Source organism: Nostoc sp. CmiVER01, assembly GCF_034531135.2.
In the GTDB taxonomy this organism is placed as follows: domain Bacteria; phylum Cyanobacteriota; class Cyanobacteriia; order Cyanobacteriales; family Nostocaceae; genus Nostoc.
Map to the genome: position 1 here is coordinate 1 of NZ_JAVRBU020000041.1, position 13,105 is coordinate 13,105.

The window sequence follows — 13,105 nt, forward strand, 5'->3', positions numbered from 1 at the left end:
ACCAGAATAAAAACTCCTTAGATTCCTTTGAAGTGAGTATCAGCCCAGCCTCATCAGTTATTGGTGACGGCATAACGTTAATCGAAGTGGAGCAAAACCGCCCAAAAATCGGTTTTTCGTTTGGCGAAGCCGTTGCCATAGCGTAGGCTGGACTGATTTTTCTATGTATCTTCTTTGCAGCGAAAATAATGCTTGTCTTGCTGTGATGAAGTGAAAATTTCTTATGCATCTGCCGTATCTTTGGAAGTTTCTTGAATTATTAGTGACAGGATTCTGACTAATTTTTGGTACTCTTGTTGTATCTCGCATCCCACTAATATTTACTGCCATATTTGTAAAACGCTGGTTAACTTCTAGCAAGTAACTGCAATATTTATAGTGCTGGATAGACGGCTGATGTCCACTATCTAACAGCATCAATGCAGTCACAAACTATGTAGTAAACATTTTCAAGAATTAAAATTCCAATTTGATTCAATACTCTGCTTGATTACACCATAATCTTGGAGCCGAATTAATAAGTCTGCGCCATTACCGAGGTTTTTATGCGGAAAATCGCTATTTATGGAAGAGGGGGAGTTGGCAAGTCCACAACGACTCAAAACGTAGTGGCTGGACTGACTGATATAGGTCGTAAGGTGATGGTTGTAGGGTGTGACTCGAAAGCAGACTCCACCCGGCTCCTTTTGGGGGGATTCCACCAGAAGATTGTACTTGATACGTTGCGTAAAGAAGAAGAAGATGTGAATTTAAAAGACTTCCGCCAAGAGGGATGGGGGAAGACATTGTGTGTGGAATCGGGTGGGCCGGAACCTGGTGTGGGATGTACAGGTCGAGGCATTCTGACATCAATTGGGTTGCTAGAACAATTAGGTGCTTATGATGATGCAGTTAGACTAGATTATACATTTTATGATGGCCTGGGTGATGTCGTATGCGGTGGATTTGTCATGCCCATTCGTGAGCGCAAAGCTCAAGAAATTTACATTGTCACTTCTGGGGAAATGATGGCGATGTATACCGCTAATAACATCTGCCAAAGCATTCAAAAATACGCTCCTATAGGCGGTATACGTTTGGGAGGATTGATCTGTAATTCTCGCAAAGTCGATCAGGAAAACGATCTAATTAAGGCTCTGGCAGAGAAACTAGGGACTCAAATGATTTACTCCATACCCAGAGACAACATAGTGCAACGGGCAGAGTTCCACCGCAAGACGGTAATTGAGTATGCTCCTGAGTGTGAACAGGCGCAGCACTATCGTAACCTGGCAATGGCAATTGACCAAAATACAGATTTTGTCACTCCGAAATCTATGTCTAACGATCAGCTAGAGGAACTGCTGGTAAAGTTTGGGTTGTTTGACTAGGACGATGCAGTAGGGGTTATCCCTCATACAAAGTTTCTGGAGCAATTGGCAATCTCTGACTCGAAAAAGCAGAAAAAACTGCGTAAACTTCTTACCACCATTTGAGAAATCAGCGTTCTGAACTACGCCAAAATTCGTCTACCTCATTGAAGGAGGAGAACTCATTATGTTGACCGAAGAGGTTTTAGTCCAAAAATTTACTACCGTAGTCAAGGAACGCTGTGCCAAAGTCGGCGAGTTGCTCCAGTACTGCCATGTCGAACTCGTAAACTCTTACTGGGGTTGTCCTCCAAAACTTATACAACATTTTGTTGTTTATTATCCTAATATGCTGTTTGCCTCGATTAATGCCAACAAAGACGTTTTTAGAGACGTTGCCCAAAACTTGGGGATATGTCAGGCTGTTTGCATAAATGCCACACGCATTATCCGCGATCCCGCCTCAAGATTGAAGGAAAAGAATCCGATCTTATGGTTGGAACTCCAGTGGGTGGCAGTCCCAACTAAAAAAGGCAATTGGCATTTAGATCAGGATTTACCGCACTCGGACTAAGTACAGTTTTGCGTCAAACCGTGGCGAATTGAGGGTTGAAATTTAAACGCAAAGGGCGCAGAGTACAACGCAAAGTCTGTTTGAGTCTATTCGCTACGAATTAATGCAAAGCTGTACTAAGTTTTGTGTTGGTGATATAGCTTGCCGACTGCGATTGCTAAATCACTAAAATCGTATCCAAAAGTGCAAGTATTTTAGCGATATGGATGCTATACTTGCAAAAAATAAGCAAAATTGTCAAAACATCAAGATGTCTGACAACAAAAATAGCGACACTAAAAAACCTTGCTATTGACCCAACAAATTTAAGTTTATCTGCTGCGGCTTTTTCTAACGGAGAGATACAGCCTCATGAAACTGGATGTGAATCTTTGCAATAACCTGAAGTCAATTAGAACTCGCTTGGGCATGAGTCAACAAGAATTAGCTAATATAGCTGGCGTAACTCGTCAGAGTATTGGTGGTGTGGAATTAGGACAATATGCTCCTTCTGTTGCTATGTCACTACGTTTAGCTAAAGCGCTTGGTTGCCAAGTCGAGGACTTATTCTGGTTTGAGGAAGATTTACCAGAAGTTGAGGCAATTCTTGCGGGATCAGTCCCTAAGCAACAGCGATCGCGAGTTAGTCTAGCGCGGGTTGGGGATCAATGGATAGCTTATCCTCTCGTTGGGAACGATGCTTTTCGGATCGAAATGATTCCAGCTGATGGTGAGACAGTTGCGGTAAGTCAAGAGACTGCGGAATCCGTAAGAGTAAAAGAATTCCCTTGCATCAGCAAATTGCCATTAGCGTCAGCACTTCGGCTACCCTCAGTGACCGAGGTAGCTAGTAACAAGGCTCACTCTGAGGATGAAGCACAGAACCAGATCGGTACAAATAAAGTCCAGGTTCGGCTTCTAGATGATATGGATAAACTGCACAATACAGTTGTGATTGCTGGTTGTACACCTGTGCTTTCCCTCTTAGCAAGAGCAACTGAACGTTGGCATCCAAAACTACGAATTCATTATCGTTTCGCCCATAGCGGGGCTGCATTGCGTAGTTTGTGCCGAGGTGAAGTTCACATTGCAGGTATGCACTTATACGATGCTGACACTGGGGAACATAATATCCCCTTTGTACGGAAAGCATTAACAGATAAAAGTGCAATTTTGATTACCCTTGGAGTTTGGGAAGAAGGTTTGTTAGTCCCACCAGGAAACCCAATGGGAGTTAAAAAAGTTTCCGACTTAGTCGAATTTGGAGCAACTATTGTCACCCATGAAGTAGGTTCTGGCAGTCGGATGCTTTTAGAACGGAAACTCCAAGAGGAAGGAGTGCCATTGCACAAAGTTAAAGGATCTGACCATATCGTTCATAGCCATCAAGATGTTGCCTTGTCTGTAGTCTCAGGAATCGCTGATGCAGGTATCAGTACGGCATCTATAGCTACTGCCTTTGGTTTGGGATTTATCCCCCTTCATCGGGCGCGATATGACTTGGTGATTATTAAAGAATACCTGGAAGAAGAACCAGTAAAGCAGTTTCTCAGTATCTTGGGACATCAGCTAGTGCGATCGCAATTAGAGATTCTCGGCGGCTATGACACTAGCAATATTGGAGAAGTGGTAGCAAATATTTCGTAATTCGTAATTGTTACACTCCAGTTAAGAAATATGTCTTTTAGTTTCCATAACTCAAGTTAGCTGCTTTGTCTTTCAATTACTAATTACTCAAGCAAATTAAAATTACCCAACAAGTTAGCTACAAAATGAATCATCACTTCACTATGAATAAACATCCAGTTCAAATTAATGATACAACCTTGCGAGATGGTGAACAAGCGGCGGGTGTAGCCTTTAATGTTGAAGAAAAAATTGCGATCGCTACTTTTCTTGATGCCATTGGTGTTCCAGAACTAGAAATTGGCGTTCCGGCAATGGGACAAGAAGAAGCAGAGTCGATCCGAGCGATCGCTAATCTGGGATTAAATGCCCAGTTACTTGGCTGGAACCGTGCTAAATTGTCTGATATCCAGGCATCTATAGATTGTGGTTTGGAACGGGTGCATATTTCCGTTCCTGTCTCAGAAATTCAGATTGCCGCCAAGTTTGGGGGTAAGCAGCAGGTAATGCTGGATCTTCTGCGGGATGCGATTAATTTTGCTTGCGATCGCGGTTTAGCTGTATCTGTTGGCGGAGAAGATTCTTCCAGAGCCGATCCATCTTTTCTACTGGATGTGGCGTATTATGCTCAAGAGTTGGGAGCTTTCCGGTTTCGCTTTTGTGACACTGTAGGAATTCTCGACCCTCTGAACACTTACAGTAAAGTTCGCTCCCTTGTGCATCATCTATTCATTCCCATAGAAATGCACACGCATAATGATTTTGGACTGGCAATGGCGAACTCGCTAGCTGGTATTGAAGCAGGGGCGCGATCGGTCAACACTACCGTAAATGGGATTGGGGAACGCGCAGGTAATGCGGCATTGGAAGAAATTGTGATGGCATTGAAACACCTCTACGGCATTCCAACAGGTATTAATACAAAACGATTGCTGGAACTATCACGGTTAGTTGCAAAAGCTGCTAATTGGTCGGTTCCTCCCTGGAAAGCGATCGTGGGTGAAAATACTTTTGCACACGAGTCGGGGATTCATGCTCATGGTGTGTTGCAAAATCCTGGTACTTACGAACCGTTTGCACCGGAAGATGTTGGTTGGGAACGTCGCCTTGTTGTAGGCAAACATTCCGGTCGGCATCTGATATTTAGTGTGCTGCAAGAACATGGAATCACGCTCAGTCAACTAGAAATTCAATCAGTGCTAGATGCTGTAAAGCATCAGTCAGTAAAAGTTAAACGCAGTCTCACTGTTGAAGAACTCCTGAGTTTGGTTCCCCAAGGATGAACGCACACATCTACAAGGCGAGTTGTCTTGTACCTAAACAAATTTGCAATGGGGTTGGTAATCGCTCTGAAATCGTAAAAAAGCGTTCAAGTTCAAAAGTTGATTATGACAAATCCAACACAACTACTGCGATGCGTGCGACGAGACAAACTATTGCGATCGCGTGAAATTCCTTTCAATCACGAAATTGATTGGAATGACTCCTAAGTGTTCCGGCGATGAAACAACTGCTTCTTGAGCAAAGCTTCTTGATGCAGAGGTAAATCGGTTGTTGATGCTCCAATACCACTTGATGTCCAGGGTAATCATGATTGGTTAATTTTACTAAAGCGTTTTTTCTACCATGCTTAACTTTGATTCCATTCGTACCACAGCAATGCAAAAAGTTCCATACAATTGGGCTTTGATCAAAAACCTGCTTTCATCAGAAGCAAGCTTAGAACTAGCTGCCACTTTTCCTCACGAAGAGTTTCATTTGTCGGAAGGGGAGGGATACGGATATCTGTGGAGAAAAATGTTTGTCACTAGTGAGGATATTTCCTTAATGCTCAGATTTGGCGATAGTCGCTGGCAGCAGCGCATTGCAGAAGGGAAATTTACTAGTGATTTGGGACACCTTAGTAATACCTGGCGCCAGTTGATAGAAGAACTGTGGACAGATTCTTACCGCAAAGCTTTAGCCGAAATGTCTGGGTTAGAGTTAAAAAACTGTGCAATGGGTATTGGGTTTCGTCGGTATAATTTTGGACACTCCCATCGTCCTCATACAGACGAGCCGAACAAAGTTTTAACTCATCTGCTATTTTTCAATCAACAATGGTCTGTAGACTGGGGAGGCTGTTTGCGAATTCTCAAAGACTCCCAGCCAGAATCTGCCTTCCAAGACATTCTACCCGTCAGCGATTCCTCAGTTGCAATCGTACGTTCTGACAATTCTTGGCATACGGTTACTCCGCTTACTTGCCCTGCATCTGAGTCTCGGCTAGCTTTACGAGTTGCTTTTTTTCGGAATGATCTAACTTCAGATTTTGGAGAAACCCAGCTAGCTGCGTAGCAATTAAGTATTTTCTCTCTACTTTTGTCAGAAAATCAGGAGGCTGATTTTTTAGATATTTCTTGTTTCTTTCCCGTTGTTGGTAATCCCTTTAACTATGACCAATCCTACAGAACTACTGCGATCGCGCTACGGTGAGATTCCCTTCAATTATGAAATTGACTGGAACGAATCTCTAGAAACACTACTAGCTCACCGTTCAGTCCGGTCTTATCTATCCGATCCTTTACCACCAGGAACCCTAGAATGGCTAGTTGCTGCTGCTCAATCTGCTCCTAGTTCAGCTAATATGCAAACCTGGAGTGTAGTAGCAGTTGAAGATCAAGAACGCAAAGCAGAATTATGCAGGCTGGCTAATAACCAAGTATGGATTAACCAAGCTCCCGTATTCTTCGTTTGGTTAGCAGATTTAGGTCGTCTGGCTCATGTTGCCCTAAGTCGCGGACTAACTCCCGTAGCCCTGGATTACGTAGAACTCTTGGTTAAAGCCATAGTCGATGCTTCAGTCGCAGCGCAAAATGCGATCATAGCTGCTGAATCTGTTGGTTTAGGAACGGTATATATCGGTGCAATCCGCAAAAGTACTCAAGAGGTAGCCACATTATTGAATTTGCCACCTTTTGTATTCCCTGTGTTTGGATTGTGTGTGGGTTATCCCAATCCTGAAGCACAACCTGTTGTTAAGCCACGTCTACCTCAGCCAGCTGTATTCCACCGGGAAACCTATAAATTGGCAGAGCAAGATGAAGCGATCGCTCACTACAACGACATCATGAAAGAATTCTATACTGAACAAAAGATGAATGTCGCTGGTGATTGGTCGCAACACTCAGCCGAGCGGATTGCCACTTTAGACTATTTAAAAGGGTGTAAGTACTTACGTGATACTCTGAATAACTTCGGCTTCAAATTGCTATAAAAGGAGTCAACAGCCGAAAGACACAAAGAACTCTAAGCATTCACCATACCCTTAATCTTAAGTAAGCTAGCAAGAGCGGCGACTAAAGGAGAACTTCTGATATCTGCACCAAAGCTTTTGATGCTTAAAGGCTTAAAACCTTACACTCAGTCTCAAAAGATGATTTTGGTGCGTAAGTCTCAGGAATAAATATAGAACTTACGCGCCGTAACATAATTATGTCATTGCGAGTGCAGCATCTCTAATAGAAGCAATCTCAAATCCTAGTAGTCTGTCCCAAAAGTTTTGATAGGTGAATCAGTTTTAAATTTTTCTTCTTTACCTCTTCTACTTTGCGCTCTTTGCGTCCTTTGCGGTTCGTTCTCTTAATTCTCAGAATTAATGGGACAGACCAATAGTAATCTATCAAGCGAAGTTTAAAAGGTAAAGGGACGATCCACAAAGACACGAAGTACACGAAGCAAGGAAAAAGAAAGGAAGAGAAATTGAAGAATTTATCTACTTGTCAAAATTGACTTGACAGACCAGTAGTTTTACGTTTTCAGTGCGTAAGTCCTAAAATAGACTCGCTAACTTGTCAGATACAGCAATTCTCCTGCTTGAAACCTTTGTAATAATTTGAGGAATCTGAAGGTATTTAAGCAGTCAACAGGCTGACCAAAAATGTAGAACTAACCCGCAAAACCAAAGGAACTTCAAACAATGAATAATCTATCTACCAAAGACCTCAACAGACTACGCTCTCAAAGCAAAATAATTGTTAGTCGAGTGGAGATTTTTATCGAAACTTACTTATCAGAAACCTCTCTTGATGAGAATCTGGTTAACGAAACTTTAGAAGAGATCGTCAAAGCTGCGAATAACTTAACAACCGCAGCATCAAAGATGAAAACTGCCGAAACCGCCCATAAACTAAACGGTTCCAAATAGTTTAATAGGGCTGAGTTAAACCCTATAGCTAAATGGGAATTGAATACAGTTCCAAGTGCTGAGTAATCGATGCTAGATACTCAGCACTATTTCAGTTATGGAGATAAATGAATCTAATCTATTAGGAAACACCATGCTAAAGGGGATAACTTCAAGTTCCAATAACTGGTTACAAGTTCATTTTGATTTTAGTAGAGTTGTTCCGCAATTTCAGAAGAATCATATCATCCCTCACACGAGCATACCCATGATGAAGAAGGCAGTAAGATGTTCGGCTTCATTGTCTTCTTGCTGTCAGAGACTTTCATTTTCCTCGGTTTTTTACAGCATATATTGTCTATAAAACAGCAAATACTGACTGGCTACCAGCTGGTGTTTCTGGACTGGAAGTCAGAGATCCGGCAATTAATACGGTAATTCTTGTTTCTAGTAGCTTTGTCAATCATTGTTCAATTTCTGGAATAAATATACTAAGAAGTTGAATGCGATCTCTCGTTGTTTTCTTGCTTCTCCTTCTGAACAGATTGTACGACTTTGTAATATTTAGAATCCTTCTAATACCAATTTAATGTGAAGCTGCACAAAATGATTAACCCTCTCTTCTTGGCGCTCTTGGCGTTCTTGGCGGTTCGTTTTTAATTCTATGCATCTTCATAAAGAATTGGTATAACCATCATAATTGTCTGGAAAACAACATAAATGGTTGATTTCCTAGTCAATCTTGCTTATACTTTCCAATGTAAGCTTTACTTGCGTGAGTAAAATATATTGGCATAAAGATTGGTAGGAGAGCGCAATGATCAATCATCGGGCTGTGCGCGATGGGTGTTTGGTAAGTTTCCTAGCGATTCTTTGCATCGGCTTTGCTAATAATCTAGTCAACCAAAAGCCAATTCTTGGACAGTCCCCAGCGAAGAAAGATGTGATCGTAGCGATGACAACGAGTATTGAGGATAGCGGGCTGCTAGATGATTTAGTTCCGGCGATTGAAAAGAAAACAGGATATAAGCTCAAAAAGGTTGCAGTCGGCACTGGACAGGCTTTGGCTATGGCTGAAAAAGGTGAAGTTGACGCACTATTCGTCAATTCACCTAAAGCCGAACGCAAAGTTTTGTCAGGTGGTGCGGTAATTAATCGCCACTTGGTAATGCATAATGACTTTGTAATTGTCGGCCCAGATGCAGACAAGGCAAAGATCCAAGGTAAAAAGAATGCTGTGGAAGCGTTCAGTCTGATTGCTAAAAACAAAGCATTGTTTGTATCGCGGGGTGATGACTCAGGTACTAACAAACTAGAAAAAGATTTATGGAAACAAGCAAACATCACACCATCTGGTACTTGGTATCAGCAAACAGGTTCAGGAATGGCGCAAACTTTGCAAGTCGCTAATCAAAAATTAGGATATACCTTAGCAGATCGAGCAACCTATATATTTCAGAAGAAAAACCTGTCTTTGCCCATACTAGTGCAAGGAGACAAGAAACTGTTAAATCTATACCATGTCATGGAAGTAAATTCTCAGAAATTTCCTAGAGTGAATAGTGCTGGAGCTAAAGCGTTTATTGATTTTGTTTTATCTGCTGAAGGACAGACACTGATTGCAGCCCACGGTAAAAAAGAGTTCGGACAACCGCTATTTTATGTTGATGCTGGTAAAACGGAAAAAGATTACGGCTTTTAGAAAAACTTGAGCATCAGCTAATTAAGGGTTGCTTTTCTGCATATTTGAGTATTCTTTCCCAATTTTTTAAGAGAGTTGTATTTGTGAATACAATCATCGAAGGAGCTTTCAAAGCTTTTGAGCTATTAACCAGTGGCGATCGCGACGTTATCCAAGTCATGACAATGACATTGTTCGTATCTGGAACAGCTACAGCCATTAGCGTTTTACTGGGACTACCATTAGGACTATGGCTAGCATTGGTGGATTTCATCGGCAAGCAGACTCTAACTAGTTTGATTAACTTCGGTATGGGATTACCACCTGTGGTAGTCGGTTTATTCGTCAGTCTATTTTTGTGGCGATCTGGCCCGTTAGGAAATCTGGATTTGATGTACACGCCCACAGCGATGATCGTAGCCGAAGCTATCATTGCTTTTCCAATTGTTGCTGGCTTCAGTTTTGCGGCAATTATCAGTATTAATCCGAAACTACGCTGGCGATTGTTATCAATGGGGGCGACACAGTGGCAAGTCAACTGGTTGCTAATCAAGGAAGCACGGTTAGGGTTAATGGCTGCAATCATGGCTGGTTTTGGTCGCGTCATCTCGGAAGTTGGTGCATCCATGATGGTGGGCGGCAATATTAAGGGGCAGACTAGAGTCCTGACTACAGCGATCGTTACGGAGGTAGGGAAAGGAAATTACGATGTTGCAATAGCGATCGCATACATTCTCCTGATCATCACATACACCGTTATTGTGTTGCTGACTATCTTACAGCATGACAAGAAAATTTTATGAGTACTAACGAGTATGCCCTGAATATGCGACAGGTTAGCGTTGATAGCAAAACACGTAAAAATATCCTGTCAATTAAAAATTTTGCAGTCCGTCCAGGAGAATTGGTTGCAGTGCTTGGCCCCAATGGCGCTGGTAAAAGCACTTTGCTAAGAACAATCAATCTCTTGCAACCTTACCGTGGTGAGATGCAATTATTTGGACAGGATGTCCGCAATACCAATAAAACATTGTTGCGTCGTCGTTCGGCTTTGGTATTTCAAGAAACCTTACTACTGGATGACACTGTTTTTAATAATGTTGCCAAGGTATTAAAGTTTCGCGGAACACCAACACACAAGATTAAGCAAACGGTACATACCGCACTTGCAACTTTTGGCTGTGAACACCTGGCAAATCAGTCAGCTCGTTCTCTGTCCGGTGGTGAAGCCAAACGAGTTTGTATTGCCTGCGGTTTAGTTGCTGATTCCGAATTGCTGCTTTTGGATGAGCCTTCTGCCTCTTTAGATGTGGGAATACGTCCCCAGATGATCGACAAAATTAGACAATGGGCGCAAGCGAGGGGATCAGCAGTCATATTAGTCAGTCATAATTTTACAGATATACTGCATTTTGCCGATCGAGCGATCGCTTTATTTGACGGCTGTATTATCCAGGATGATAACTTGGAAACTATCATCCGCCGACCAGCTAACGAGCAGCTTGCCAGACTGGTAGGGATAGATAATATTATTCCGTGCCATGTAGAACGGAGTAGCCGTGGAAATTTTATCAAACTTGCAAACGGGATAGAGTTTTTATATCCTGGGGAAATCACAAAACCAATTACTACATGTTGTTTATCTGGCGATACTTTCAATCTTTATGATGCAAGTTCTTCAATGCGGCATAAACTATGTTCGGTAATTATTGAAGGGCTAGTAGAACGGGTTTTAAATGGTATTGGTATTTGTAGTATTTGGGTGAAGGTGGGAGAACAAACTTTAATTGCCAGAGTGCCTCGGAATCATATATTTGGCAATGTATATCCCCATGAGATAATTAAACTAGCATTCAATCCTAAAGATGCACATTTTGTTTAGAACAATAGACGGTTTTATACTAGAAATAGCGGTATAAATAAGAATTTAGTCAGTCAAAGTAGCAAAATACTCTAAAATTTTACACATGGCAGTATTTATATTACTAAAATCATCATCCCGTGCAAGCATTTCTTTGGGTTCCTGAATATATTTACCTGTAACTAATTCCGAGGCGCAATTGTCAATAATTTGCCGAACGCTGTCTTGAGTTGATTCTAGGTGAAATTGTAAACCTAATACTCTATCTCCATAAATGAAAGCTTGATTTGCACATACTTCACTAGAGGCTAGTCGTACAGCACCCGGTGGTAAGTTAAAAGTATCACCATGCCAATGAAACACAGTGAAATTTGCAGGTAATGAGGCAAAAACAGGATAACTTTGTGCTTCTATTGTCATTTGAATCGGATACCAACCTATTTCTTTTTCCTGACCTTTGTAAACCTTGGAACCTAAAACATCAGCGATTAGCTGTGAACCAAGACAAATGCCAATAACTATTTTATTCTTTTTGATTGCTTCTTCAATAAAATATTTTTCCAAAGTCAACCAAGGATACTTATCATCCTCATAGACATTCATCGGCCCGCCCATCACTATCAACCAATCTAGGTCATCAACAGATGGCAAACTGTCATCGTTATAAAACTTAGTTGCGGAGAGAATATGATCTTTCTTTGTCAACCAGTGTTCAATACTAGCAAGTCCTTCAAATGGCACATGTTGTAAGTAATGAATTCTCATCCCTGATTGCTCCGAACTTAGTTGCAGTGTGATTTTTTACATTAAATCATATAATAAACTTCATTTCAGGAGTGCTATACATGGATAGCGGGGCGTTTAGCCTGTGCGATTATTGCTTTTTTACTCAGCACTCAGCACTGTTTCAGTAACGCCGGATTTTGATGCAGTCTGGATTAACGTTGCTGCTACTTTTTTCGCCTGTGAAGCAGTTGACCAACTTCCTTCCATCATCGCAACTACGATCGCACCTTGCACTAAAAGAAGTAGTTGCCTGGCTAACTGTTCCGGTGATGAAACAACTGCTTCTTGAGCTAGGCTCTTAATGTAGTGGTAAATCGATTGTTGATGCTCTAATGCCACTCTATGTCCAGGATGGTCAGCATTGGCTAGTTCCACTGAAGCATTAATGAATGCACAACCTCGAAAATCTGGGCCCTCAAACCATTCCCGTAGGGCATCAAATATTGCCAGTAGTTGTTGGGGTGGGTTAGAAGCTCGTTGCTCAATTGTGGTTTTAAGCCATTCACACCATTGTTCATCTTGTTGTCGCAGCCATGCTTCAATCAATGCATCCTTTGACTTGAAATGATTGTAGAGCGACATTTTAGCAACACCAGATTCCGCAACGATTCTATCAATACCGACATTGCGAATTCCCTCTCGATAAAACAAGCCTGATGCTGTATTTAGGATGCGATCGCGAACAGATTTACGGGTTGTTTTCGGTTTAATCATTTTAAACACCAGGTTATTTAATTAATCTGGAAGTTCAATTAAGTTTGCTTTACCCAATTGGTTAAATAGCAAATAATATTATTTATCGATTGCTTATTCTATTTTTCATTCGCCAAAGCTTTGATTTTTTCTGGGGATTTAAGAAAAAACTATCTGTAAATAATAAAAGATTTATCCCAAAAGTGATTGATGAACTGCAAGCAGACCAAAGTCCCCCCGAACTTCAGAACTGCTACCGATCAAGTACTTCCACAATCCTCCAGAAACTTGTGGAGCAAGACCATCAGTTCATCAAACAATTGGTTAACTTATGGGATTTGGCTTCATCACTACAGCGCAAGTGCTTGGAGATCCTTTGTGCGTGAAGTGG

13 protein-coding genes and 1 pseudogene are annotated in these 13,105 nt (G+C 41.6%); 12 read left to right on the forward strand and 2 right to left on the reverse strand.

Annotated elements, in window-relative coordinates; genetic code table 11:
- Nucleotides 1-545 precede the first annotated feature (545 nt).
- From nifH to RMZ43_RS35730, 11 genes and pseudogenes are all read left to right on the forward strand, one after another.
- Complete coding sequence (gene nifH, locus RMZ43_RS35680) at nt 546-1,370, forward strand: nitrogenase iron protein (protein ID WP_416212129.1); 825 nt, start codon at nt 546-548, stop codon at nt 1,368-1,370.
- 166 nt (nt 1,371-1,536) lie between these two features.
- A complete protein-coding gene (locus RMZ43_RS35685; RefSeq protein WP_322652058.1) occupies nt 1,537-1,923 on the forward strand; it encodes a hypothetical protein in 387 nt (128 codons plus the stop codon).
- Nucleotides 1,924-2,274: 351 nt separating this feature from the next.
- The gene (locus RMZ43_RS35690) at nt 2,275-3,549 is read left to right on the forward strand and encodes a substrate-binding domain-containing protein (protein WP_322652059.1); all 1,275 of its coding nucleotides are present in this window, start codon (nt 2,275-2,277) and stop codon (nt 3,547-3,549) included.
- Between the two features lie 143 nt (nt 3,550-3,692).
- Nucleotides 3,693-4,811 (forward strand): homocitrate synthase, encoded by a 1,119-nt coding sequence (gene nifV, locus RMZ43_RS35695; protein WP_322652067.1) that lies wholly within the window; start codon nt 3,693-3,695, stop codon nt 4,809-4,811.
- Between the two features lie 343 nt (nt 4,812-5,154).
- A complete protein-coding gene (locus RMZ43_RS35700; RefSeq protein WP_322652296.1) occupies nt 5,155-5,865 on the forward strand; it encodes a 2OG-Fe(II) oxygenase in 711 nt (236 codons plus the stop codon).
- Between the two features lie 97 nt (nt 5,866-5,962).
- Complete coding sequence (locus RMZ43_RS35705) at nt 5,963-6,784, forward strand: NADPH-dependent oxidoreductase (RefSeq protein ID WP_322652061.1); 822 nt, start codon at nt 5,963-5,965, stop codon at nt 6,782-6,784.
- Nucleotides 6,785-7,486: 702 nt separating this feature from the next.
- Nucleotides 7,487-7,714 (forward strand): hypothetical protein, encoded by a 228-nt coding sequence (locus RMZ43_RS35710; RefSeq protein ID WP_094332482.1) that lies wholly within the window; start codon nt 7,487-7,489, stop codon nt 7,712-7,714.
- 207 nt (nt 7,715-7,921) lie between these two features.
- Nucleotides 7,922-8,154: pseudogene (locus tag RMZ43_RS35715) on the forward strand (cytochrome c oxidase subunit 3); the annotation flags it as partial.
- 356 nt (nt 8,155-8,510) lie between these two features.
- Nucleotides 8,511-9,395: a substrate-binding domain-containing protein gene (locus RMZ43_RS35720; RefSeq protein WP_322652062.1), complete on the forward strand. Its 885-nt coding sequence runs from the start codon at nt 8,511-8,513 to the stop codon at nt 9,393-9,395.
- An 83-nt stretch (nt 9,396-9,478) separates the two neighbouring features.
- The gene (locus tag RMZ43_RS35725) at nt 9,479-10,177 is read left to right on the forward strand and encodes an ABC transporter permease (RefSeq protein WP_322652295.1); all 699 of its coding nucleotides are present in this window, start codon (nt 9,479-9,481) and stop codon (nt 10,175-10,177) included.
- Entirely contained in the window at nt 10,174-11,256 is a 1,083-nt protein-coding gene (locus tag RMZ43_RS35730) for an energy-coupling factor ABC transporter ATP-binding protein (protein WP_322652294.1), read from the forward strand. Before RMZ43_RS35725 ends, RMZ43_RS35730 begins: the two co-directional genes overlap by 4 nt.
- Nucleotides 11,257-11,301: 45 nt before the next feature.
- Here RMZ43_RS35730 and RMZ43_RS35735 read toward each other — a convergent pair whose 3' ends face one another.
- Entirely contained in the window at nt 11,302-12,000 is a 699-nt protein-coding gene (locus tag RMZ43_RS35735) for a type 1 glutamine amidotransferase (protein ID WP_322652293.1), read from the reverse strand.
- A 120-nt stretch (nt 12,001-12,120) separates the two neighbouring features.
- A complete protein-coding gene (locus RMZ43_RS35740; protein ID WP_322652292.1) occupies nt 12,121-12,735 on the reverse strand; it encodes a TetR/AcrR family transcriptional regulator in 615 nt (204 codons plus the stop codon).
- A 189-nt stretch (nt 12,736-12,924) separates the two neighbouring features.
- Here RMZ43_RS35740 and RMZ43_RS35745 point away from each other — a divergent pair.
- Nucleotides 12,925-13,105: hypothetical protein (locus RMZ43_RS35745; protein WP_428851004.1), on the forward strand; the 181-nt coding region annotated here is incomplete at its 3' end.